Origin of the sequence: Bradyrhizobium sp. B039 (genome assembly GCF_038965675.1) — a bacterium.
Taxonomy (GTDB): domain Bacteria; phylum Pseudomonadota; class Alphaproteobacteria; order Rhizobiales; family Xanthobacteraceae; genus Bradyrhizobium; species Bradyrhizobium diazoefficiens.
Genome location: NZ_CP152416.1, coordinates 1,369,952 through 1,393,334 on the forward strand (window position 1 = coordinate 1,369,952; position 23,383 = coordinate 1,393,334).

The 23,383-nt window shown below is 64.5% G+C and carries 24 protein-coding genes; 10 read left to right on the forward strand and 14 right to left on the reverse strand.

Going from position 1 to position 23,383, the window contains the following annotated elements; translation table 11 throughout:
* The first annotated feature begins 22 nt into the window (after positions 1 to 22).
* The 3 genes from AAFG50_RS06365 (at position 23) to AAFG50_RS06375 (ending at position 2,131) form a co-directional block, all read left to right on the forward strand.
* A complete protein-coding gene (locus tag AAFG50_RS06365) occupies positions 23 to 1,033 on the forward strand; it encodes an alpha/beta hydrolase (protein ID WP_028174631.1) in 1,011 nt (336 codons plus the stop codon).
* Positions 1,034 to 1,277: 244 nt separating this feature from the next.
* Entirely contained in the window at positions 1,278 to 1,832 is a 555-nt protein-coding gene (locus AAFG50_RS06370; RefSeq protein WP_028174632.1) for a hypothetical protein, read from the forward strand.
* Entirely contained in the window at positions 1,832 to 2,131 is a 300-nt protein-coding gene (locus AAFG50_RS06375) for a transcriptional regulator (RefSeq protein WP_028174633.1), read from the forward strand. Before AAFG50_RS06370 ends, AAFG50_RS06375 begins: the two co-directional genes overlap by 1 nt.
* A gap of 544 nt (positions 2,132 to 2,675) precedes the next feature.
* On the opposite strand, the gene AAFG50_RS06380 is transcribed toward AAFG50_RS06375, so the two are convergent.
* Positions 2,676 to 3,302, reverse strand: a complete 627-nt coding sequence (locus AAFG50_RS06380) for a hypothetical protein (protein WP_198046588.1) — start codon at positions 3,300 to 3,302, stop codon at positions 2,676 to 2,678.
* Positions 3,303 to 3,623: 321 nt separating this feature from the next.
* Here AAFG50_RS06380 and AAFG50_RS06385 point away from each other — a divergent pair, with 321 nt between their 5' ends.
* Entirely contained in the window at positions 3,624 to 3,842 is a 219-nt protein-coding gene (locus tag AAFG50_RS06385) for a site-specific integrase (RefSeq protein ID WP_257787585.1), read from the forward strand.
* Positions 3,843 to 3,907: 65 nt separating this feature from the next.
* On the opposite strand, the gene AAFG50_RS06390 is transcribed toward AAFG50_RS06385, so the two are convergent.
* Together AAFG50_RS06390 and AAFG50_RS06395 are read right to left on the reverse strand one after the other, a co-directional pair.
* Positions 3,908 to 4,675, reverse strand: a complete 768-nt coding sequence (locus tag AAFG50_RS06390) for a hypothetical protein (protein ID WP_028174635.1) — start codon at positions 4,673 to 4,675, stop codon at positions 3,908 to 3,910.
* A gap of 468 nt (positions 4,676 to 5,143) precedes the next feature.
* On the reverse strand, positions 5,144 to 5,434 hold the full coding sequence (locus tag AAFG50_RS06395; protein WP_028174637.1) for a hypothetical protein: 291 nt from the start codon (positions 5,432 to 5,434) through the stop codon (positions 5,144 to 5,146).
* Positions 5,435 to 5,721: 287 nt separating this feature from the next.
* Here AAFG50_RS06395 and purD point away from each other — a divergent pair, with 287 nt between their 5' ends.
* Positions 5,722 to 7,005: a phosphoribosylamine--glycine ligase gene (gene purD / locus AAFG50_RS06400; RefSeq protein ID WP_028174638.1), complete on the forward strand. Its 1,284-nt coding sequence runs from the start codon at positions 5,722 to 5,724 to the stop codon at positions 7,003 to 7,005.
* A gap of 189 nt (positions 7,006 to 7,194) precedes the next feature.
* Complete coding sequence (locus AAFG50_RS06405; RefSeq protein ID WP_028174639.1) at positions 7,195 to 8,100, forward strand: alpha/beta hydrolase; 906 nt, start codon at positions 7,195 to 7,197, stop codon at positions 8,098 to 8,100.
* Here AAFG50_RS06405 and AAFG50_RS06410 read toward each other — a convergent pair.
* Positions 8,097 to 8,555, reverse strand: coding sequence for a nucleoside deaminase (locus tag AAFG50_RS06410; protein WP_038955606.1), 459 nt, complete (start codon positions 8,553 to 8,555; stop codon positions 8,097 to 8,099). The genes AAFG50_RS06405 and AAFG50_RS06410 overlap by 4 nt on opposite strands.
* 119 nt (positions 8,556 to 8,674) lie before the next feature.
* On the opposite strand from AAFG50_RS06410, the gene AAFG50_RS06415 reads away from it, so the two are divergent.
* The gene (locus AAFG50_RS06415) at positions 8,675 to 10,753 is read left to right on the forward strand and encodes a pseudouridine synthase (RefSeq protein WP_028174641.1); all 2,079 of its coding nucleotides are present in this window, start codon (positions 8,675 to 8,677) and stop codon (positions 10,751 to 10,753) included.
* The gene (rsmD, locus tag AAFG50_RS06420) at positions 10,754 to 11,308 is read left to right on the forward strand and encodes a 16S rRNA (guanine(966)-N(2))-methyltransferase RsmD (protein WP_028174642.1); all 555 of its coding nucleotides are present in this window, start codon (positions 10,754 to 10,756) and stop codon (positions 11,306 to 11,308) included. It begins immediately after the preceding gene.
* Positions 11,309 to 11,356: 48 nt separating this feature from the next.
* On the opposite strand, the gene AAFG50_RS06425 is transcribed toward rsmD, so the two are convergent.
* The 3 genes from AAFG50_RS06425 to mutL all read right to left on the reverse strand — a co-directional run bounded on the left by AAFG50_RS06425 (position 11,357) and on the right by mutL (position 15,614).
* Complete coding sequence (locus tag AAFG50_RS06425) at positions 11,357 to 12,058, reverse strand: hypothetical protein (protein WP_131234221.1); 702 nt, start codon at positions 12,056 to 12,058, stop codon at positions 11,357 to 11,359.
* The gene (locus AAFG50_RS06430) at positions 12,049 to 13,440 is read right to left on the reverse strand and encodes a DUF1963 domain-containing protein (protein ID WP_162185894.1); all 1,392 of its coding nucleotides are present in this window, start codon (positions 13,438 to 13,440) and stop codon (positions 12,049 to 12,051) included. Before AAFG50_RS06430 ends, AAFG50_RS06425 begins: the two co-directional genes overlap by 10 nt.
* A gap of 362 nt (positions 13,441 to 13,802) precedes the next feature.
* Positions 13,803 to 15,614, reverse strand: a complete 1,812-nt coding sequence (mutL, locus tag AAFG50_RS06435; RefSeq protein WP_028174644.1) for a DNA mismatch repair endonuclease MutL — start codon at positions 15,612 to 15,614, stop codon at positions 13,803 to 13,805.
* Positions 15,615 to 15,853: 239 nt separating this feature from the next.
* Between mutL and AAFG50_RS06440 the strand changes: the two genes are divergently transcribed.
* Positions 15,854 to 16,171 (forward strand): ribbon-helix-helix domain-containing protein, encoded by a 318-nt coding sequence (locus tag AAFG50_RS06440; protein ID WP_011090224.1) that lies wholly within the window; start codon positions 15,854 to 15,856, stop codon positions 16,169 to 16,171.
* 249 nt (positions 16,172 to 16,420) lie between these two features.
* Here AAFG50_RS06440 and AAFG50_RS06445 read toward each other — a convergent pair whose 3' ends face one another.
* Genes AAFG50_RS06445 through AAFG50_RS06460 form a run of 4 tightly spaced genes read right to left on the reverse strand, consistent with a single transcriptional unit; the run spans position 16,421 to position 19,328 of the window.
* Positions 16,421 to 17,989 (reverse strand): GMC family oxidoreductase, encoded by a 1,569-nt coding sequence (locus tag AAFG50_RS06445; RefSeq protein ID WP_028174645.1) that lies wholly within the window; start codon positions 17,987 to 17,989, stop codon positions 16,421 to 16,423.
* A 30-nt stretch (positions 17,990 to 18,019) separates the two neighbouring features.
* Positions 18,020 to 18,568, reverse strand: coding sequence for a hypothetical protein (locus AAFG50_RS06450; RefSeq protein WP_028174646.1), 549 nt, complete (start codon positions 18,566 to 18,568; stop codon positions 18,020 to 18,022).
* A gap of 43 nt (positions 18,569 to 18,611) precedes the next feature.
* On the reverse strand, positions 18,612 to 19,007 hold the full coding sequence (locus AAFG50_RS06455; protein ID WP_028174647.1) for a VOC family protein: 396 nt from the start codon (positions 19,005 to 19,007) through the stop codon (positions 18,612 to 18,614).
* On the reverse strand, positions 19,008 to 19,328 hold the full coding sequence (locus AAFG50_RS06460) for a c-type cytochrome (RefSeq protein ID WP_038967308.1): 321 nt from the start codon (positions 19,326 to 19,328) through the stop codon (positions 19,008 to 19,010).
* Positions 19,329 to 19,701: 373 nt separating this feature from the next.
* Between AAFG50_RS06460 and AAFG50_RS06465 the strand changes: the two genes are divergently transcribed.
* Positions 19,702 to 20,010 carry a hypothetical protein gene (locus tag AAFG50_RS06465; RefSeq protein WP_028174649.1) on the forward strand — a complete coding sequence of 103 codons (309 nt, stop codon included), beginning with the start codon at positions 19,702 to 19,704 and terminating at the stop codon, positions 20,008 to 20,010.
* Positions 20,011 to 20,068: 58 nt separating this feature from the next.
* On the opposite strand, the gene arfB is transcribed toward AAFG50_RS06465, so the two are convergent.
* From arfB to AAFG50_RS06480, 3 genes are all read right to left on the reverse strand, one after another.
* Positions 20,069 to 20,485 carry an alternative ribosome rescue aminoacyl-tRNA hydrolase ArfB gene (gene arfB / locus AAFG50_RS06470; RefSeq protein WP_028174650.1) on the reverse strand — a complete coding sequence of 139 codons (417 nt, stop codon included), beginning with the start codon at positions 20,483 to 20,485 and terminating at the stop codon, positions 20,069 to 20,071.
* 117 nt (positions 20,486 to 20,602) lie between these two features.
* A complete protein-coding gene (locus AAFG50_RS06475) occupies positions 20,603 to 21,973 on the reverse strand; it encodes a pitrilysin family protein (RefSeq protein WP_028174651.1) in 1,371 nt (456 codons plus the stop codon).
* Positions 21,970 to 23,364 carry a pitrilysin family protein gene (locus AAFG50_RS06480; protein WP_186363036.1) on the reverse strand — a complete coding sequence of 465 codons (1,395 nt, stop codon included), beginning with the start codon at positions 23,362 to 23,364 and terminating at the stop codon, positions 21,970 to 21,972. The genes AAFG50_RS06475 and AAFG50_RS06480 overlap by 4 nt, the downstream gene beginning before the upstream one ends.
* Between the last annotated feature and the right edge of the window lie 19 nt (positions 23,365 to 23,383).

A 23,383-nucleotide genomic window follows, 5' to 3' on the forward strand; every position in this document is an offset into this window, starting at 1 on the left:
TTGAGTTCAATGGAGTTGAGCCATGGCGAGGCAGCTGCTGCGCGGCGTGTTGAACGGACTGAAATGGGCTCTGTGCGCAGTCGGCGCCGTGGCGCTGATCCTGGTCGCGATGATCGCAACGCCACCGGAGCGGCCGCCTGAGATGCGGTCGGTCTCGGAGTCGGTGAAGCTTGTCGACTTCTCGACCATGCCGCCGCTCGAGCGTTTTCAGGCCCGTGACGGCACCTGGCTCGGCTTTCGCCACTACGTCCCGAACGGGCCGGCGAGCGGCCGTGGCGCGATCTTCATCCACGGCTCCTCCGGCTCCAGCGGCACCGTCAATCACGCGCTGACCCATGCGATCGCCTCGCGCGGCGTCGAGACCTGGGCGCTCGACATGCGCGGCCACGGCGCCTCGGGCACGCGCGGCGATATTGGCTATGTCGGTCAGCTCGAGGACGATCTCGTCGATTTCGTCGCTCATGTCCGCAAGGCTGCGCCCGATCTGCCGCTGACCCTGATCGGCCATTCCGCCGGCGCCGGCTTCGCGCTGCGCGTTGCCGCGACGCCGATCATGCAGGACATGTTCGTGCGCACCGTGCTGCTTGCGCCCTATCTCGGCTATGACGCGCCGACCAACAAGCCGCATTCCGGCGGCTGGGCCAATGCCGACGTTCCCCGCCTCCTCGGCCTCACCGCTCTCCGCAAGCTCGGCATCGACTGCTGCTCGCAGCTACCGGTGCTTGCTTTGGCCGTGCCTGCGAATTCGGCGAAGTATCTCGTCCCCACCTATTCCGACCGCCTGATGCGCAATTTCGCGACGCGCGGCTATCGTCTCGATCTCGCGGCGACGACACACCCCGTCACGATCTTCGGCGGTGCCGAGGACGAGATGATGATCTCGGATAAATATGCGGAGGCGGTGCAAGCGATCAAACCGTCGGTCGATGTCAAGATCATCGACGGCATCAACCACATGGGCATCGTCACCAGCCCGAAGGCGATCTCGGCAATCGCCGAGGACGTGGCAACGCGCGGGGCGGGGCAGTCATGATGCGATCCGCTGATGGCAAGGCAAGCGCATATGGGAGCGGCTTCCCCGCGGCCATCCTTCGAGACGCCCGCCTGCGGCGGACCCTCAGGATGAGGGCGGAGTTTGCGGCGGTCGCTTCAACGGGGACTGGTGCAGCCGAGCCTCATCCTGAGGAGACCGCGAAGCGGTCGTCTCGAAGGACGAGGCGTGCGCTCAGGTGTCACCGAGCGTCATACGAGATAGCCCTGGGACTGAAAGGGACGACATGATCGACAGCAAGGAGGCGTCCGCAGCGCTGGCCGACATCGACGACATCGTCCAGCGCGTGAAGCAATCGCAGCTCTACGAGCTGGCGAGCTATGCGGCCGTCTGGTGGGGCGTGCTGGTGTTCGCAGGCAATCTCGTGACCTGGCTCTGGCCGATCTACGCGGTCCATGCCTGGGTCGCGGTCGATGTTCTCGGTGTCGGCGGCCTGGTTGCGCTCCGCCTGCTCAATCCGCCGCATCATCCCCGGGGAGCAGCCTTCGACATCAGGCTGCTGCTGGTGTTCGTGCTGTTCTTCGCCTTCGGCTATCTCTGCACCAACGTCATCGGCCATTTCGGCCCGCGCCAGCTGGGTGCGTTCTGGCCGCTCTACTTCATGCTGTTCTACACCCTGGCCGGACTCTGGTTCGGCTATGCCTTCGTGGCGATCGGTCTCGGCATCTCCGCGCTGACGCTGATCGGCTTCTTCACCATCGGCGAGGCGTTCCCGCTCTGGATGGCTTTCGTCAACGGCGGCGGGCTGATCCTCGGCGGCCTCTGGATGCGGCGGATCTGATGGCCGAGCTCGACGACATCATCCACCAGCCGTTGCGGCTCAAGATCATGGCGGCGCTGAACGCGCTGCCTGCGACGGCGGGCCTGGAATTTTCGCGGCTGAAAAAGCTCACCGGCGCCACCGACGGCAATCTCGGCGCGCATATCGAGACGCTGGCCAAGGCGGGATATGTGTCCGTGGAGAAGGCCTTCGTCGGCAAGAAGCCGCAGACCACGGTCACCGCCACCGCAACCGGCCGCGGCGCCTTCGCGCGGCATGTGGCGACACTGCAGGAGATCATTGCGGGGAAGCAGGGTTAGGCCCATCGATGAGACTGGTACAGTTGGGCGGGAGCAAGCAACCGGCATTCAATGGGGAGCGGATTTTCAATCTAAGCACATACGCCGTCAACTACTCTAAAGAGAACGGCAAACTGCTTGTCAAAATCACGACTTATAACAAAGACGTCCGTGATGTCTCAAAGTCAACTACACAGTCACAGGCACACTGTCGGTGACAGTGTCGTAGCGTCTTCTCGCGGGCGGCGCCGAACTCAGTCGCGCCGGCGAAGATCCGGAGCAGCACGCAAGTGGCTAGGCGACCCGCTCCGAGCACTGAAGTTTGCTGCACTCCAAGTTCGGGCGTGCAAGCAGGAGCCCGCGCTATCGCGGGCTCCGTTCGTGAGGTATGCTGCCAGCGGAGCGAAGGTTTGCAGCCGTGCTCCACTGGCGAGGTTATGAACGCTCACCATCGGCCTTGGCTGGACACACTCTGGCCAAGGCCGTTCGTTGCATCGGCCCCTGATGGGTAAGCCGGCATCAGAGGCCGCAGGCCCTTAACTTCGTCATTTTGCCTCCTCCATACTCAGGTCGCCGTAGTCTCTGCCGGAGCAGCGGACTGCGGAGATGCTGCCTGAGCCGCAGCGGCGGCTGCCGTTTGCGCGGTCTGATAATTGACCCAGAACTCGCGGACGGCTTCGATTTCGCCGTAGGCGCCAACCTCCATTAGACGTTCGATGAAGCGGCCATAAATGCCGTCTTGGACCAAGCCATGGCTTCGCATCCACTCCAACCCAGCGTTCGGATTCAGGAGCATCACGTAGTGAAACTCGCCGGACGCACCTGGCTTGGTCATGATCATTGTGAGTTCACGCAGGCGCTTCATACGCTTTCGCCAAGTGTCCGTGGCGCGCTCACCAATGAAGCCGGCTTCACCGGCGAATGTTGCCGGGTTCTCGATCGTGATAACAGGGTTATCCGGAGAGCGAGCCCAAAGGCAGAAGAGCGCGTGCCCGGCGGGCTGGCCCTTCGATTGAGCGTCGATGGCGTTCATCACGATGGGAAGCGTGCGGGGAATCGTCGTGAAGCCATCGTTGGTCTTGCGATGCCATATGAACGAAGAATCAACGTTCGGGAAATGCAGGTTCATCAATTGCTGCGCGCGCTCGGCCATCTTCATGCGCTTGGCCGTCGCCTGCCGTCCATTTGCCATCGCCAACTCTCCTGTCCATCGCGGTTCGCAGCACTTTCGCCGCGAGGCCGGATTTCCACAACGATAGGATAGGCTCGATGATCTAGCTCAACTCAGGCACCTGAGAGACATATTGAGGCATCCGGAACGCACGGTTTCAAGGATAATGATTTTATTGAATTGCGCGAAACAGCACGCGATGGATTTCATATCGAAGTAATTCCAATAGGTTAGGAGGCCTCAGGTGTGCTCGCTGTGATCGTGTGCTGGACGTCCTCCGCTGTGCTCGCGGTGCTCCTGGGGTAGTAGGGGGCAGAGACCCCCGCTAGGCAGACTGCGATCCTGGGCCACAGGCATACCGTTCTCGATCCGAATGTCGACGGATTCAGCGGATGGGTGCGCGATGCGATCAAGGCCGCCGGCATCATGGATTTGCGTTGCCAACCGCACGGCCTAAGAAGAACATTTGGCCGATTGCTCGCTGACGCGGGCGCGACTGCACGTGAGATCATGGCCGCTATGGGCCACCTGACTCTTGGAATTACGGTGACAGTGCACTAAACGGGAGCAACTAATGCTTAGACTTTGGGATTTAGTGTACTGTCACCGTAATTCCAATGCGGTGTCTAAGGGCGCGCAGGACCCAATTCATCCAGCATCTTGTTGCCCCTCTCATCGACCGTGAGAAAGTCGACGACCATCTGCACGTGAAAGGCGAAACGAGCGGTAGTTTCCGTCACAGAATGCGAGATTAGCGGTTGAAACACGAGCAGCATATTTTGCTCTGCCGACAATCGTTCATATTCGTAGGGGTCGCCGCGAACATACAGAGCCTCTTGAATGCCGCGCTCGAGGGTGTTGTAGGCGTCGACATGCTGGGTTGGCACTCCGCCGGGCGGCACGTACAACGGAATGCGGTGGGCCAGCGCATCACGATATTCGATGATGTAGTCCAGCCACGGATCGAGCTTCACCAAATAGTCCTGAAAGCCGACACTTAACGTGGACCGCACTTCCGTATGCTTTGCCCGCAATCCGACGCTGTTGCGCCGTATCTTGCGATCAAGGCCTTTTTCATACACCCAGATCCACGCGAGATTGTCGACGCAGCCATAGACGTTCGCGAAAAATGACTGGATGTTGATCTGGGCATCATGCAGCACGTTCTTCTCCGGTACGTGCTCTCTATCCATCGGGATGAGTGCAAAAACGTTGTCTACGCATCGCACCAGCGTGCCCAAGCGACGCACGAAGCCGTGCAGGAAGTATTCCGCCGCCTTCTCTTGCTGAAAACGTGTGAACGGGAGCTTGAGCAGCATCTTGTTGTACTTGAGAAGGAGCGTCCCACGCTTCTCCTCGATTTCCTTGATCTGCTCGGGCGTTAGGAAAGCCATCAAATCGAACCCCCTTGTGCCGTGATAATATACAGCAAAGCTCCGCCAATAGTCGGGTCTTGGACCGGAGTGGACGTTCACGGCCTGCTTCGCTGCTTGATCGCCCAGAGCCGATACGCCTCCTCCTCGTACGGGTCATCACCGGTCGGCGGCGGCACCAATTTCGCCCCTTCCTTGCGGAAAAAATCGTCTGTTGAGATGACGGGGGATTATCCAATCAGGCGATACAGCCCAAAGCCTGCAGCGTAGGCCGCTGCCGCTTGGAGAATGTTTATGATTGATATTCGAAAGAGGTAGGCTAGCGGACCGCCTGATGCGGCCTGCATTGGCCGCGCTCCGAAATACATCAAGTTCCAAATTACCATAGCGCCGCCCACGAAAATCACAGTGTAAAGGGGCCATCCCTTGTACCCGGCGTAAGCAGCAACCCCGAAGATAATGGCTAGCAAGGTTGGCATAGTCGGACTGTCAAAAATATCCGGCGTGTGTGCCCGCACGCCACGCCGCCCAAGAGAGCACGCCAATTAGTATGACCTTGATTGCCAGAAGACTCCGTATTCCAGAGTTGAAGAAATCGACTGGTAAATTCGCTTCCAATCGTTTGCGCATGTACCAATCCGGGTCCACAACGGCCCTCACGGCGGCTCCAGCGTTATTTACGATCCCAAATGCGCTGAACCAAAAGGCAAGTTTGTACTCGCCGATCACGTAGAGGAATCCGGCAAATCCGACGAAAAAATAGTCAGTGATGCCCGTCATTCGACGAGGGTAGCGCAGTCCGCGTTCTGTAGCGACTCTGATCGTGTTAGTTGTTGCTGCGATATCAATGCCACACGAAGTGCCAGCGGAATTTCTATTTTGAGCACCCGCTGGACACTGGGCGGTCTTTACATTGATATTGTTTCGCTTTTTCTGCTATTGGAAGGGGAGAAGGCGCAGCGGAGCAAGCCGTCCGGAATGCCGGGGAGTTCGGGGCTTGCCCCCTTGAGGCCCGCCGCGATTCGTGCGACCTCCGCCCCCAGCAAACCCCTCTTTTCGAGCCTTCGATGCACATTCTCCTGCTCGGTTCCGGCGGCCGCGAACATGCCCTCGCCTGGAAGATCGCAGCCTCCCCCCTGGTGACCAAATTCTGGTGCGCGCCCGGCAATGCCGGCATCGCGCGCGAGGCGGAGTGCGTGGCGCTCGACGTGGCCGACCATGCTGCCGTGATCGACTTCTGCAAGACGAACGCGGTCGAGCTCGTCGTGGTCGGCCCGGAGACGCCGCTGGCGGCCGGCATCGTCGATGACCTCACCGCCGCCGGCATCAAGGCGTTCGGGCCGAGCGGGGCGGCCGCCCAGCTCGAAAGCTCCAAGGGCTTCACCAAGGCACTGTGCACCGAATTCGGCATTCCGACCGGCGCCTACAAGCGGTTCACCAACGCCAAGGACGCGCGCGACTATGTCCAGAGCCAGGGCGCGCCGATCGTGGTGAAAGCCGACGGCCTCGCCGCCGGCAAGGGCGTGGTCGTCGCCAAGACCGTGCGCGAGGCCGAGGACGCCATCGCCATGATGTTCGAGGGCGCCTTTGGCGAAGCCGGCGCCGAAGTCGTGATCGAGGAATTTTTGCCAGGCCGCGAGATCAGCTTCTTTGCGCTGTGCGACGGCGAGACCGCCATTCCGATGGCCTCCGCGCAGGACCACAAGCGCGTGTTCGACCACGACGTCGGCCCGAACACCGGCGGGATGGGTGCCTATTCGCCGACGCCGCTGGTGACGCCCGCGATCCATGACGCGATCATGGCGAAGATCATTCTGCCGACGGTCGCCGGCATGAAGCAGCGCGGCACGCCGTTCCGCGGCGTGCTCTATGCCGGCATCATGCTGACAACGCAGGGGCCGAAGCTGTTCGAGTTCAACGTCCGCTTCGGCGATCCCGAGTGCCAGGTGCTGATGCTGCGCATGATGTCGGACATCGTGCCGGCGTTCGTTGCCGCCTGCGACGGGGAGTTGAAGCATTTCGATCTGCGCTGGTATCCGGAATCCGCGCTCACCGTGGTGATGGCGGCGAAGGGCTATCCCGGCGACTACCAGAAGGGCACGCGCATCGAGGGGCTGGAGGAGGCCGCCAAGGTCGACACCGTCGAGATCTTCCACGCCGGCACGGTCGCAAAGGACGGCGCGATCCTCGCCAATGGCGGCCGTGTGCTCAATGTCTGCGCGCTGGGGGCGACCGTGACGGAGGCGCAGGCGCGCGCCTATCAGGCCGTGGACCGCATCAACTGGCCGGAGGGCTTCTGTCGCCGCGACATCGGCTGGCAGGCGGTGGAAGCCGAGAAGGCCAGGGGCTGACAGCGGTTTTTCCGGTCGCCGCGCAAAAAACCTTGCGCCATCGCGCCGCCACATCGACATTTCAGAAATGCGTAGTCGGCTGTTGGGCTTAGCGCCCTTCGCCGAGGACGCGTGCTACTGTGCATGGGGTTGTTTTCGACATTTTTGTTGGGAGCGGCTCCGGGACTGACCAGACAAGGATGCAGAAAGATGTCCGATCTCGCCGACCTCTATCCCGGCTTCGCCTCCGAGTGGATCAACACCTCCTTAGGCCGCATCTTTGCCCGCGTCGGCGGCAAGGGACCGCCGCTCCTGCTGCTGCACGGCTTCTCCGAGACGCATGTGATGTGGCACCGCGTCGCGCCGCAGCTTGCCGACAAGTTCACGCTGATCATCGCCGACCTGCCGGGCTATGGCTGGTCCGACATGCCCGAGAGCGACGCGCTGCACATGCCCTACAGCAAGCGCGCGATGGCCAAGGCCATGGTGGAGGCGATGGAGCGCCTCGGCCACGTGCACTTCGCGCTGGCGGGCCACGACCGCGGCGGCCGCGTCTCCTACCGCCTCGCGCTCGACCATCCCGGCCGGCTGTCGCGCCTTGCCGTGCTCGATATCCTGCCGACCTATAATTACTGGGAGCGGATGAACCGCGCCTACGCGCTGAAGATCTATCACTGGACCTTCCTGGCACAGCCCGCCCCGCTGCCGGAGACGCTGATCTCGGGCAATGGCGAGTTCTTCCTGCGCTTCAAGATGGCGAGCCAGACCAAATCGAAGACGTTAGAGGCCATCGACGAGCGCGCGCTCGAACACTACATCGCCCCGTTCCGCGATCCCGCCCGCGTGCACGCGATGTGCGAGGACTACCGCGCCGGCGCCTATTTCGACTACGACCTCGACAAGGCCGATTTCGAGGCTGGCAAGAAGATCACCATTCCCATGCTGGCGCTGTGGGGCAACGCCGGCGTCGCGCAGGCCGCAGCGACACCGCTGGATACGTGGAAGCAATGGGCCACGAACGTCGACGGCATGCCGGTGGACTCGGGGCACTTCCTCACCGAGGAGAACCCCGACGTCACCGCAAAGGCGCTGCGCGAGTTCTTCGCAGGCAGCTAGCGCCGCTCCCGAAAGAACTCCCTGAGCAGCCGCGCCGCTTCGCTCTCGCCGACCCCGGAATAGACGTCCGGCGCGTGATGGCAGGTCGGCGAGGCAAAGAAGCGCACGCCTGATTCCACCGCGCCGCCCTTGGGGTCGGCGGCGCCGTAATAGAGTCGCCTGACCCTTGCAAAAGAGATCGCGCCCGCACACATGGTGCAGGGCTCCAGCGTCACGTAGAGGTCGCAGTCGACCAGGCGCTCGCTGCCGATCTTTTTCGCGGCCTCGCGCAGCGCGACAATCTCGGCATGGGCCGTGGGGTCGTAATCGGTCAGCGTCCGGTTGGCGGCCGTGGCGATGACCTCGTAATTGCGGACCACGACGCATCCGATCGGAACTTCGCCCGCCTTTCCGGCATTTTCGGCCGTTTTGAGCGCCAAATCCATGAAAGAGGGGGCTTTCAAGCCTCGTATCATCGCCAGAAACCTGCTAGTAGCTCCGCCTTCAGCAAGAGTGAATACCGGTTTTGCCTGAGCATGCGGCTCGGAACGAGCGCGCACACTGCCCTCTGGCCACCCCCTGAGTGAGATTATTCATGCCTCGCGACAGCGACAAAGACAACGATTCCCGCGGCCGGCGTGATCGAGGCCCGGCCAAGGGCCGTTCCGGCAAGGCGCGCGGCCCCGAGAAGAAGTTCGCCAAGCGCGGCTTTGAGGGCAAGGGCGACAGCCGTCCGCCCCGCGGCGACCGCGAGGGGCGTCCGTTCCGCCGCCGCGAAGAGGGCGATGCCCCGCGCCGCGATTTCAGCGACCGCCCGCGCTTCAAGCGCGACGACCGCGGTGGTGAGGAGCGCGGTGAGCGCAGCTTCAAGCCGCGTGGCGACCGCCCGTTTTCGGATCGCGGCTCGCGCGACGGCGAGAAGCGACCGTTCAAGCCGCGCGGCGATCGCCCGTCCTATGGCCGTGACGACCGTCCGCCGCGCAGCCGGGATCGCGACGACTCCCGCCCCGCCGGCCGGACCGGTGACAAGAAGTTTGGCGACAAGCGGCCCTACGCGCCGCGTGGCGACCGCCCGGAACGCAAGTTCGACGGCGAGCGGAAATTCTCGCGCGGCGCACCCGACCGCAGCGACCGCCCGCGCGATCGTGGCGAGCGCAGCGATTCAAAGCCGTGGCAGAAGCGCGATGCGGGTCCGCGCGGCGACCGGCCGCCGCGCAAGGATTTCAGCAAGGGTCCACGCAAGGATTTTGGCGGCCGCGATCGCAGCGAAGACAAGCCCTGGCAGAAGCGCGAAGGCGGCGACGACCGTCCGCGGTTCTCGCGTTCGCGCGACGATCGTCCGTCGGGCGATCGTCCGTTCCGCGAGCGGCCCAAATTCGATCGTCCCAAGTTTGATCGTCCCAAGTTCGATCGCCCGCGCGATGATCGTCCAAAATTCGATCGTCCCCGTCGTGACGGCGATGGCGAGCGCGGCGGCGACCGCCCGAAATTCAATCGCCCGCGCGAGCGCTCGGAAGGCCGCTCCGACTGGCACGAGCATCCGCGCAGCGAAGGCCGGTTCGGTGATCGTCCGCGCCGCGAAAACGAGGACGAGAGCCGGATCTTCGAGAAGCGCCCGGCCTTCGGCGGCCGCGGCGCCTATCGCGAGCGCGATCGGGATTTCGAGGGGCGGCCGCGCCGCGAAGAAGCGCCGAAGCCGAAGAAGGCCGGCGAGCGCATAGCCAAGGCGCTGGCGCGCGCGGGGCTTGCCTCGCGCCGCGACGCCGAGGAGATGGTCACGCAGGGCCGCGTCGCCGTCAACGGCCGCGTCATCAATTCGCCGGCGCTCGACATCACACCGAACGACGTCGTCACTGTCGATGGTAAGCCGTTGCCGCCGCGCGAGCGCACGCGGCTGTTCCTCTATCACAAGCCGCGCGGCCTCATGACCACGCATGACGATCCCGAGGGTCGTCCGACCGTGTTCGACAATCTGCCCGAAGGTCTGCCGCGCCTGATCAGCGTCGGCCGGCTCGACTTCAACACCGAAGGCCTGTTGCTGCTCACCAATGACGGCGGCCTCGCGCGCACGCTCGAGCTGCCGGACACCGGCTGGCTGCGCCGCTACCGCGTCCGCGCCCATGGCGACGTCACCCAGGCCCAGCTCGACGAGCTGAAGGCTGGCATCGAGGTCGAGGGCGTCAAATACGGCCCGATCGATGCGACACTCGAGCGCGACCAGGGCGCCAATGTCTGGCTGGTGTTCGCGATCCGTGAAGGCAAGAACCGCGAGGTGCGCAACGTCTGCGCCCATCTCGGGCTCGAGGTGAACCGGCTGATCCGCGTGTCCTACGGCCCGTTCCAGCTCGGCGAGGTCCCCGAAGGCCAGGTCGAGGAGATCAAGTCGCGCGTGCTGCGCGAGCAGCTCGGCGACAAGGTGATCGAGAAGTCGGGTGCGCAGTTCGACGTGCCGCAGAAGGCCGCTGCGACCGATGACGGCGCGCCGCACGAGAAGAAGCCCGCCAGCAAGCGCGCCGTGATCAACGACCGCAAGGGCCGCCGCGTGCTGGTGCAGCGCACCGGCAGCGAGGAGGCGCGCGAGCGCAACGAGGCGGAGGCGAGCGGCTATGGCCCCCCGCGCCGTCCCAAGCGCGGCTATCACGGTAAGCGCGATTTGACGCCGCGGGAGGACTAATTGCGCGTCGTCGGCGGTCGCTTGAAGGGGCGTAATCTCGCCTCACCGTCCTCGCGCGACATCCGCCCCACGGCGGACCGCCTGCGCGAGTCCGTGTTCAACATCCTCGTGCACGCCTATGACGATCCGATCGAGGACGCGCGCGTGCTCGATCTCTTCGCGGGCACCGGCGCGCTCGGCATCGAGGCGTCTTCGCGCGGCGCGAAGTTCGTGCTGTTCGTCGACAACGGTGCGGAGGCGCGGGCGTTGTTGCGCAACAATGTAGAATCGCTCGGCCTCGGCGGGGTGACAAAAGTCTATCGCCGCGATGCGACCGATCTCGGCCCGGCGCATCCCGTCGAGCCGTTCTCGCTGGTGTTCCTCGATCCGCCCTATGGCAGGGGACTTGCGGAGAAGGCGCTTGTGAGCTTGCGCGACGGCGGCTGGCTGACACCGGGCGCGCTGCTGGTGGTGGAAGAGGCCAAGGCCGCGCAGTTTACGGCGCCTGAAGGTTTCGAGGAGCTGGAGCGGCGCGCCTATGACGACACGGAGTTCGTCTTCCTGAAGAAGTTGTAGCCCAACACTTCTGCTTCATAAGCCCTCATGCTCAGGAGCGTGAAGCACTCAGGCTCCTTCAGCTGCCAGCGTTAGCCTTGCAGCAGAAATTAGTTCGAAGCGGTCATGCATCGAGGCGCCGTCGGGTGGCTCGCCCGCGCGGCGGTTCACGAGGGCGACGATCATGTCGGCCAGCTCAAGCCGCTTGATTGGCCGAAGGTCAGTCGGGCATTTTATTCTGGCATCGCCAGGCTTGGGTTTCTCGCGCTGCGCAGGAAAGGCAAACGGCGGCGTCGGTATGCCGAGGATCACGTTGCGATGATCGAAGTCGGGCCTCGGTTTTCCAATTTCCACGCGATTCGCGAAGATGCTGTGGGCGTCTTCGCCGAGGGTGAGGATCAGTTCGAAACCGGTGTAGTCGATCGCCCCGCGCATGTAGGTATCTTCCACCAGCGCTTCGTTGATCTCCAGCCGTCCCAAATGGCCGCCGCAATCGGCTGTCGTCACCCAGAAGAAGCGGTCGCGCATGAACTCCCTGTAAAACGCCTTGTTGCGCGGCAGCGGGGACAAAGGGGCAGCCCAGCCTGCAGCGAAGCCTACCTCATTGACGAATCCGTGTGTTCCGACGGCCATCTCTTTGAACAGATGGCTGTGTTCGCTCGACATCCGCATCGCGGCAAACAGCGAAGGCTGTCCACTTCGCATGAGGTCGGCGTGTGCGAGCGGAGTGGCAACCACGCGTGCCGAACTGCTGTGCATCGTCAGTAACATTCCAGAGTGATCGTTGCCTGCGAGAAATCCATCTTCTTCAGCGCGTCCATGTCGATGAAGACATAGTAGGCGCCGACGTCGCCCCAGCACCAGTGCATGGCGTCGTCGGTTGCGATCTGGAACAGCAGGAGCTTCCGGGTTGGGCCGATCCGCGCATCTGATTGCAAGCCGTCGTGGTAACCGCCGATGCGATGGGGACGGTTGTGATAGAGGCTGCGCCAATACGGCTCGAATTCGGAAAGCACGGCGGGCGGGATCAGTGGCCGCTTCGCTTCATCGACGTAATAGTCGGCCACCAGCTCGCGAATGTGGCCGCGCTGGAAGGACCAGGCGGAAATTTCGTGTTCGTAAAAGGCAACGTGGCTCCGCTCGCCATCCCGGTCGGCGGAGGAATATCTCCAGAACCGGAATGCGTCCTGCTGCAGGCGCGCCTTGAGCGCTCGCCAGGCATCGTCCGGAATCGGGCTGTCGAGGTCGTGCGCCAGCACGACTGATCTCTCGCCGGCAACGCGTTCGCGCATCGCGGTGCTCCACTCGCCAAGCTCGCGCTCGGACCGGTGCAGATAGTCCACGATCGACTCCAGCGTGGGATGGCTGGCCAGGAAAGCCGCCAGCGCTTCGCGTCGTGTTCTGCGGTTCTCCGCCGCGCGCCGCGTCTGCGCACGGCGCAGGCGCATCGCCTCGTCCTCCGGCTCGGGGCCCTCGAGATCAGCCCGGGACATCGCGGTCCAATTGGCGTCATCGGCCTCGATCACGGCGAGGATGGAGCCGATATAACCCGGCTGGCTCAGCCGCTCGACCAGCCGATCGGGTATCTTAAGCTCGTCCGGCGGTTTGGCTGACGGCGGATAAGTGCGCGCCATGCTGTCAAGCACGCGAAGCGCGCCGCGCCAGGTGAAAGGCTCGATCTCGTCCGGCCGCTCGCGGTCCGACGCGACGGGCTGCCCCGGATAGAGGATGCTCGCGAAATTCTCCGGCGCCACGCGCGTCCGCCGGCCTTCGATCCGCGCCTCATTGGGCACGACGACGAGATCGACCGGCCAGCGCCGCCAGCGCCGCGGCACCTCGTCGGCAGTGCGGCAATAGTCATAGTCGAACCCGCTGTAGACGCCGTCGTGCACAGGCCCGAGATCGGCCGGCGGCTCCCGCTCGGAGCCGAGCGCATCGACATGCAGAATGCGAAAGGCATCAGGTCCCTGAGGCGCGCCCTGATTGGGGTCGATGAACAGCAGGAGCCAGCCCTGGCGCGGCCCGAGCCCGCCCCATAATTCGGCCGGCAGGTCGGCGCAGGCAATCTGCGCTATGAAGTGCAGCGGCCGCTCGCTTCTATCAGGATATTCCGACGAAATCGACCGCGGCCATTCGATGTGATGGGGCATCATCGGCAGCCCGCCCAGCCATGATCGTGGCGGTTCGAACCGCGGCGGAATCTGCCGTCGCAAGACGACCGATACGCTCTCGCTGATCCCAAGCAGCGGTGGAATCGGCGCGTCGCGCCGCACCCGCGCGAAAGTCGCCGGACCTGGCCACGGGGGCGAGGTCGTGGCTCTCGCCCGCTGAAAGCGGCGAAAATCCCAAACAACAAACGCCACGGCGCATACGACCAGGACTTGCCACCAAGACATACTGGACCCCAGACATCGCAGGACAGCCTCAGGTAGCAGCTAAGAGTTAATGGCTTGCGGATGAAATTGGTCGAAGCTGCGCAGGGCGAGTTAGCTAAGCCACCCTACGGACCCTCGCGTCACCTCCGCCCGAACAGCTTCTCCACGTCGCTCAGCTTCAGCTCGACATAGGTCGGCCGGCCGTGATTGCACTGGCCGGAGTTCGGCGTCTCCTCCATCTCGCGGAGCAGGGCGTTCATCTCCTCGGGCCGCAGCCTGCGGCCGGCGCGCACCGAGCCGTGGCAGGCCATGGTGGCGGCGACGTGCATCAGGCGGCGCTCGAGCGGCAGCGCTTCGTCCCATTCGGCCATATGCTCGGAGAGGTCGCGCAAGAGCCCGCCCGCATTGGTCTTGCCGAGCAGCGACGGCGTCTCGCGCACGGCGACCGCGCCCGGGCCAAAGGATTCGATCGCAAGCCCGAACGAGGCCAGCTCGTCGCTGCGCTCGAGCAGGCGCTCCACCGTGGCCTCGTCCATCTCGACGATCTCGGGGATCAAGAGGATCTGCCGCTGCACGCCGTTGGCGGCGAGCGAGGCCTTCAGCCGCTCATAGACGATGCGCTCATGCGCGGCATGCTGATCGACGATGATCAGGCCGTCGCGGGTCTGCGAGACGATGTAGGTCTCGTGGATCTGCGTGCGCGCCGCGCCGAGCGGGCGGTCGACGAGGTCGCTGACGGGCTGCGTCTCGAACCGCACGTCTGCACTGGGCGCGCCGACATCGAACGCCGCCTGGGCGCGCTCCGTGAAGGCGGGCGCCGCCGCGCCATCGAATGACGGCATCGGTGCGACCGGCGCGGACGGCGAGGCCCGCCAGTCCCAGCTCGCCGGGCGCGGCGTGAAGGCGGGCCGGAACGAGGACAATGCGCTCTCGCCGCTGTTGGCGGCGGTGCGGCGGCCCTCGCGCGCGAGCGCCTCCTTCAATCCATGGACGATCAGCGCGCGCACGAGGCCGGCGTTGCGGAAGCGAACCTCGGTCTTGGCGGGATGCACGTTGGCGTCGACCTCGCGCGGATCCAGCGTGACGAACAGCGCCAGCACGGGATGGCGGTCGCGCGGCAGATAATCGGAATAGGCCGCGCGCACGGCCCCTAAGATCAGCTTGTCGCGCACCGGGCGGCCGTTGACGAAGAGATACTGCCCGAGCGCATTGGCTTTCGTCAGCGCGGGGGCTGCGGCATAGCCGGAAACGACGATGCCCTCGCGTTCGGCATGGACCTCGATGGCGTGGCTGCGAAACTCCGCGCCGAGGATGTCGCCGAGCCGCGTCAGCCGTCCGGCGGCGCCGGGTAGCGCCGCGGCCCAGGTCACGGGCGCGCGCTCTTCGCCCGCAAGCGTGAAGGCGACGTCCGGTCGCGCCATTGCGAGCCGCCGCACCACCTCGCGGATCGCCTCGGCCTCGGTGCGGTCGGTCTTCAAGAACTTTAGCCGCGCCGGCGTCGCGTAGAAGAGGTCGTTGACCTCGACGCGCGTGCCGTGGGCCAGCGCCGCCGGCATGATTTCCGATTTCTCGCCGCCCTCGACGGTGAGTGCCCAGGCGTGCGGCTCGCCGGCATGGCGCGTGGTGATCGACAGACGCGCCACCGAGCCGATCGAGGGCAGGGCCTCGCCGCGGAACCCGAGCGTGCGGATCTGGAGCAGGTCCTCGTCGTCGAGCTTGGAGGTGGCGTGGCGCTCCACCGCGAGCGCGAGGTCCTTCGCCGTCATCCCGCTGCCGTCGTCGGTGATGCCGATCCGCCGCCGGCCGCCGCCGTCGGTGAAGACGTCGATTCGGCTCGCGCCGGCATCGATCGCGTTCTCGACCAGCTCCTTGACCACGCTCGCGGGCCGTTCGACCACCTCGCCGGCGGCGATGCGGTTGACGACTTGCTCTGGCAGTTGGCGGACGGGCATGGGCTCGGGTCTTGGGTTCGCGAACGGCGTTATCTTAAGCCGTGTTGCGTCAAAAGCATGTGTTGAGCAACAGGAACGTGGCGGGCTGGGGAAGAGGGATATCTATCACATTGAAGACATTGGACGTTCGAGAAAATCGCGCAGGCGGGACGGACCGATCTCCGGCTGCAGTCCTGATTGTGGGGTGCCGGGCCGCGGTGTAGCATCGTGAAAAAACGGCAACAGGACGGGAGGACGCCATGTGCCATCTCTTCGCGCACCAGCCCCAACGCGACTACGAATCCCAGACCCGCTCCTTGCGGATCGATGGCCACTGCACCTCGATCCGGCTGGAAATGGCGTTCTGGGACACGTTGGAGGAGATCGCGGCCAGGGAGAACATGAGCCTCGGGAAGTTCCTGACCACGCTCTACAACGAGGTGCTCGACCATCACGGCGAGGTCAACAATTTCGCCTCGCTGCTGCGCTGCTCATGTTTGATCTACCGGTCGAGGAACATGGCGACGGTGCAGGAGTTCAAGGCCACGGTGGCGCCGATCCTCGATGCGGCCGAATAGCTGTCCCAACAAAAGTGCGTAGCCCGGATGGAGCGTAGCGCAATCCGGGTTCTGGTCATCCGTCCGCGCCCCGGATTACGCTTCGCTCCATCCGGGCTACGAGATTCCATCCGGGCTTCGCAACTGCCTCCACATCATCATTGCGAGGAGCGCTTGCGACGAAGCAATCCAGAATCTTTCGGCGTCGGCAGTCTGGACTGATTCGCTCCGCTCGCAATGACGGGGGAGAGAGCGGTTGCCTATCTAACCTCAGATCTCCTTCTTCTGCATCGCGCCGGCGATGTAATCCGCCTGCCGGATCGCGAGCGCGACGATTGTCAGGGTCGGGTTGCAGGCCGCGCCGCTGGTGAACTGGCTGCCGTCGGAGACGAACAGGTTCTTGACGTCGTGGCTCTGCCCGAACTTGTTGACCACGCCGTCCCGCGGCTTCTCGCTCATCCGGTTGGTCCCGAGATTGTGCGTGCTCGGATAGGGCGGCGTGGGATAGGTCACGGTGGCGCCGACGGCGTCGTAGACCGCGGCGCCCTGCTTGTAGGCGTGTGCGCGCATCGCGACGTCGTTGGGATGGTCGTCGAAATGCACGCTCGCGACCGGCTGGCCGAACTTGTCCTTCACGACGGGGTCGAGCGTGATGCGGTTGGTCTCCTGCGGCATGTCCTCGCCGACCAGCCACATGCCGGCCATCCTGGGATAACCGTCGAGTGCTGACGTGAACTGGCGGCCCCAGGCGCCGGGATTGAGGAAGGCCGCCATGAACGGTAGACCGATCGACAGCGTCTCCATCTCATAGCCGCCGACGAAGCCGCGCTTCGGATTGTTGGCGGCCTCGTCGCGAATGATGCCGGCCATGGTGGTGCCGCGATACATGTGCACCGACTTCTCGAACACGGCGTAGACGCTGCCGGTCATGTGCCGCATGTAGTTGCGGCCGACCTGTCCCGACGAATTGGCGAGGCCATCCGGGAACATGGTCGAGGCGCTGTTGAGCAGCAGCCGCGGGCTCTCGATCGAATTGCCGGCGACCGCGACGATGCGCGCCTTCTGGCGTTGCATTGCGCCTGCCTCGTCGGCGTAGACGACACCGGTGACCTTGCCGCCGGCGTCATGCTCGATCTTGACCGCCATGCTGCTCGGCCGCACCTCGAGATTGCCGGTCGCCTCGCCCTTGGGGATCTCGGTGTAGAGCGTCGACCATTTCGCGCCGGACTTGCAGCCCTGGAAGCAGAAGCCGATCTGCTGGCAGGAGCCGCGGCCATCGCGCGGCTGGCTGTTGATCGCCATGTTGCCGGTGTGCACGGTCTTGTAGCCGAGCTTCTTCGCGCCGGCCTCCAGCACCTTGAAGTTATTGTTGCCGGGAAGTCCGGGAATGCCGTTGGTGCGGGTTACGCCCATCTTGTTCTCGGCCTTGGCGTACCATGGCTCCATCTCCGCCAGCGTCACCGGCCAGTCGAGCAAATTGGCGCCGGGAATATTGCCGTAGGCGGTCTTCACCCTGAACTCGTGCTCGTCAAAGCGCAGCGAGGCGCCGGCCCAATGCACGGTCGAGCCGCCGACCGCCTTGACGATCCAGGCGGGGAGGCCCGAAAAGTCCTTGGCGACGCGCCACGTCCCCGACGTGGTGCGGGCGTCGGTCCAGGCGAGCTGGGAAAAGCTCTCCCACTCGTCGTTGATGAAGTCCTGGTTCTCGATGCGGGGCCCTGCTTCGAGAATGACCACCTTGACGCCCTTCTGCGCGAGCTCGTTGCCCAGCGTGCCGCCGCCGGCACCGGAGCCGACGATCACCACAACGCTGGAGTCGTTCAGATCGAATTTTGCCATATGCGTTCTCCTGAACCGTTGGGTGGCGATCTAAGCCTTCGGCAGCCAGTCGATGTCGGCGAAGCCGCGGTTGATGTAGCCGCCGTGCTCGGCGGAGGAGCCCTCGTAGCCGAACCGCGGCCAGACCTCTTTCTGGTTGTAGAGCGAGACGATGAGGTCGCCGCGCACCTTCTGGAAGAAGTCGCTCTGCTCGATCTCCTTCAGCAGCACCACGCGGTCGGCTTCCCAGGGGACTTCGGCGTAAGCCACCTTGTGGCGATCCCGCGCGTTCTGATCGAGCCGCGCGATGCCGTCGCTGATCAGCGACTTGACGGCAAGGTCCTTGGCCGCCTTGCCGTCCCATGGCTTGATCGCGGTGATGTAGTAGCTGTCGCCGAGAATATCGTGCGGATAGATGTCGCGCGCGACCTTCAGCAGCGTCTTCATCGTCGCCGGGGACAACGCGCTGGAATCATCGGCCCATGCGTCCTCGATGCTGACGGCGACGCTGGTCGCGACAGCGACGACCGGCACGGCGGTCGCCGCGCCCTTGAGAAAGACGCGGCGGCTGTGCTTGCTTCGACGATCGACTTCTCTCATGGCATTCCTCCGTATTTTTGTGATTTGGATCTTTGTGAGTTGATCAGTTGAAACGTCCGCCCCGCTGGATCACCTCGATCTTGTAGCCATCGGGATCACTGACGAAGAAGAAGCGCGCCAGCGTCCTGCCGTCGTGCTTGAAGTCGCGCAAGGGGCCCGGTGCGAGCTTCTCGCGCTCGAAGCGGGCATGCTCGGCATCGAGATCGTCGACTACCACGGCGAGATGGCCGTAGCCGTCGCCGAGCGCGTACGGCTCCTTGCGATCGAAATTCACCGTCAGCTCCACCTCGAAAGGTGAGGAGGGGTGACGCAGATAGATCAGGGCGAAGTCCGAGAACTTCAGGTGATCGGTGACTTCGAGGCCGAAGGCGCGCTGGTAGAAGTCGAGCGAGCGCGCCTCATTCAGCACGCGGATCATGGAATGGACGGGCTTGGCCATTCAGTTCAGCTCCTTGAGGTAGGTGATGATGGCGGCGCGCGTCTCCGGCTTACCCTGCCGGTAGGCCATGACCACGCCGGGAATGACGGCTTGCGGATTGGTCAGCCACGCATCGAGCCGGGTCTCGTCCCAGGCGAAGTCGGCTTTGGCGAGGCCGTCCGAATAGCGGAAGCCGTCGACCTTGCCGGCGGTCCGGCCCACGATCTTGACCAGCGGCGGACCTTGCCGCAACGGTTCCGACAGGCTCAAAGTGTGACATACCGCGCATTGCTGCTTGAACAGTGTCGCGCCGTCCGGCGGCTTTGCGGCCGGCAAGGGCATCTGCGCGTCGGCAACCCGCACCACCAGCACCACTGCGGTGCACAATCCCAGCACGACTGCGCGCATCGCCAAGAGCTCGCCCATCCACGTCAAATTCAACGTGCGCAAACTCTAGGCGCCGCCAAACATGCGGTGGTAGTAGCGGGCTGTTTCGCTGCAAGCGGAGATGCTCGTGGGGAGCGTGTTCCGCGCTGCCGCATATGCGGAGCACAATTCCGCGAAACCGCCTCGAAATCCCTAAACGATGACCACACGAGGCGGATTGCATCGCGATCGCGCCGCTCGAACTCTCTATGCGATGAACCGGTCCGGTGCAGGCGGGTGGCGCAGGACGCAGCCGACCCGTTCATCGCGAAAAATCCAGGAGAAATGGATGAAGTTGGTGAAGACTTCTGCAATCGCATGCGCTCTTGCGGCCCTCATTGCGACGCCCGTTTTCGCGCAAGGCACGTCATCTGGCATCAAGCCTGGCGGCACCGTGCAAAGCAAACCCATGCAGGGGGGTGCGTCAGTCGGCGAAGATGAGGATCTCGCTACGCAGCCGGGAGCTGCGGGTGAGAAGACGGGCATGAAGTCGACCAAGGGGACGAAGGGCACGGTCGGCACAACGGGAAGCGCAGCGCACAAGGGGACGGTCGACGATTCCGCTTCGGGCAGCCCCGCCACCGGCAAGCGTTACTGACGCCGGAACGTGAACCTGCAAACCTCCGGCCGCTCGGCGGCCGGAGGTCTTTGCCCATTCAATCGTCGAAACTCCGGCCGCGTCCGGCCTTGACGTCGCTGCGACGCTTCTTGCCTTCGAGCCGGCGCTGCTTGGAGCCAAAGGTCGGCCGTGTCGCGCGCCGTGGCTTCGGCCGTATCATCGCCTCGCTCAGGATCTCGACGAGCCGGTCGATCGCGTCCTGGCGGTTGCGTTCCTGGGTGCGGAAGCGCTGGGCGTGGATCACGATCACGCCGTCCTTGGTCATGCGCTGGCCGGCGATGCGGGCGAGCCGGATCGCTGCATCCTCCGGCAGGGTCAGCTTGCGCGTGTCGAAGCGCAGCTGGGCCGAGGTCGCGACCTTGTTGACGTTCTGCCCGCCGGGGCCGGAGGCGCGGACGAAGCCGATCTCGATGTCGTCCTCGTCGATGACGAGATCGCGGGATATCCGCAGCATGATGGCACCATTCGTGATGTCCGGACATATCCCGGACGTTCACGTTCGGCAATGGCGCATCGTGGAAACGCAAATGGCCGGGCGAGCCCGGCCATTTCAGAAAACGTACGGAAGACCTCAGTTCGACTTGGGCGCTGCTGCCGCCGGCTGCGCGGCGGCCTGCGGGGCGCGGCCGACGACGACGGTCAGGAGGCCCTGGCCCCAGAGGCGCTTGGCGGCCGCCTTGGCGTCATCCAGCGTCACCGCGTCGACGATCGCGTTGCGCTTCTCGATATAGTCGATCGGCAGCTTGTCCTGCTGGTATTGCAGCAGCGCCTGCGCGAGCTTGGAGGACGTATCCAGCGCCAGCATCTGAGAGCCCTTGAGGTAGGACTTGGCCTCGTCCAGCTCCTTCTGCGTCGGGCCCTCCTCGGCGATGCGGCGCACCTCCTTCTCGATGGCGTCGATGGTGTCGCCGGCACGGTCGGCGCGGGTGCCGGTATTGCCGATGAAGACCGCCGAATGCTCCATCCAGAGCAAGGATTCGAACACCGAATAGGCGAGCCCGCGCTTCTCGCGAACCTCGCGATAGAGCCGCGAGGACAGTCCGCCGCCGCCGAGGATGTGGTTGACGACATAGGCCGCCATGAAGGTCGGGTCGCTGCGCTTCACGCCGGGGCCGCCGAAGGTGATGACAGTCTGCGGCACGTCGAGCGGCACGAAGGCGCGCTGCGGCGGCTTGGCTGCCTCGACGTCGGGCACCGGCACGAGATTGGCCTTGGCGGGCAGGCTGCCGAAGGTGTGGTCGAGCAGCTTGCCGAGAGTGGCCGGATCGACGTCGCCGACCACCGCGACTTTCAGCCCGTCCTTGGCGAGCACGCGGCCGACATAGTCCTTCATGTCGGCGACCGTGACGGTCGGCACGCTGTCCAGCGTGCCGTTGGTCTGCCGGCCGTAGGGATGATCGCCGAAGGCGACCTCCAGGAATTTGCGGCTCGCGAGCGACGTCGGGTTGGTGGTCTCGCGGCGCAGGCCCGAGATCACCTGCGAGCGGATGCGCTCGACGTCGGCGGTGTCGAAATGCGGCGAGGTCAATGCCATCCTGAGCAGGTCGAAGGCTTCGTCCTTGTTGTCGCGCAGCATGCGCAGGCTGCCGCGGAAGGTGTCGCGGGTGGCGCTAAAGGAAAGCTCGATGGCGCGGCGGTCGAGCCGCTCGTGGAAGGTCTTGGAGTCGAGATCGCCGGAGCCTTCGTCGAGGAGATCACCGACGAGATTGGCAACGCCCGACTTGTCCTTGGGGTCCTGGGCCGAGCCGCCGGCAAAGGAATATTCCATGGCGATCAGCGGCACGGTGGCGTCCTGCACGAACCAGGCCTCGATGCCGCCGGGCGAGACCAGGCGCTGGATCTTTGCAGCGGCCTGCGACGGCTGGACCGCGGCGAGCGCAAGCGCAGCGCCGGTGACGAAGGCAAGCGCGAAACGACGCGTGCGAAGGAAGGGATAGGTCACGAACGCTTCTCCTCGCGCTTGGTGGCGGTGGTGTCCTTGATCAGATAGCCCGTCACCGAACGCTTCTTCTCGAGCCATTTCTGCGCAACAGCGCGAACCTGGTCGGCGGTGACCGCGCGAATGCGGTCGGGCCAGCTCCTGATGTCCTCGATCGACAGGCCCGTGGTTAGCGCGCCGCCATACCAGCGCGCCAGCACCGCCTGGTTGTCCTGAGCGTAGATCGCTTCCGCGATGAGCTGCGTCTTGACCCGCTCGAGATCCTCGGCGCGGATCGGGTTCTGCGCGATGTCGGCGATGACGCCGTCGATCACCTGCTCGACCTCGGCGAAGCCGACGCCCGGTTTCGGCGCGGCCGAGATCGCGAATTGGGTCGGGTCGAGCGAGATGCTCGAATAGCTGGCGCTGGCGGAGACCGCGAGCGGCTTGTCGACGACGAGCGCGCGGTAGAGATAGGAATTGCTGCCGCTGCCCATCAGCTGGGCCATCACGTCGAGGGCCGCACTCTCGCCGGCCGCGGCCGTCGTGGCGGAGGGCACGAGATAATAGCGACGCAGGCTCGGTTGCTCGACGCGCGGGTCGGACAGCGTGACGGTGCGCGGCGCCGCCGGGTCCGGCTCCTGCGGACGGACGCGGCGTGCCGGGATCGCGGGCTGGGCCGGGATGGAGGCGAAATTGCGCTCGACCAGCGGGCGGATGTCGGCGGCCTCGACGTCGCCGGCGATCACCAGGATCGCGTTGTTCGGCGCGTAGAAGCGGCGGTAGAAGGCCAGCGCATCCTCGCGATCGAGCTTCTCGATCTCCTGATGCCAGCCGATCACCGGCCGGCCATAGGGATGGTTGAGATAGAGCGCGGCCATGATCTGCTCGTTGAGCCGCGCGTCCGGATTGTTGGCGACGCGCATGTTGTACTCTTCGAGCACGACGTCGCGCTCGGGCAGCACGTTCTCGTCCTTGAGGATCAGGCCGGTCATGCGATCGGCCTCGAACTCCATCATGGTCGGCAACTGCTCGCGCGGCACGCGCTGGTAGTAGTTGGTGTAGTCGACTGAGGTCGAGGCGTTCTCGTTGCCGCCGACACGGAGCACGGTCTGCGAGAATTCGCCGACCGGGTGCTTCTCGGTGCCCTTGAACATCAGGTGCTCGAGGAAGTGCGCGAGCCCGGACTTGCCCGGCGTCTCGTCGGCCGAGCCGACCTTGTACCAGATCATCTCCGTGACCACCGGCGTGCGGTGGTCCGGGATCACCACGACCTGGAGGCCGTTGCTGAGCGTGAAGCTGGCGGGCGGGGCCGATGTCACCGTGGTCTGGGCGAGGGCGGCGTTGGCTGTCAGGACACTCGTCGAAAGCAGCGCGGTAAAAAGGCAGGCAACCGATCGGTTTGCGGACATCATGATCCCTGGTGAAAGGCCG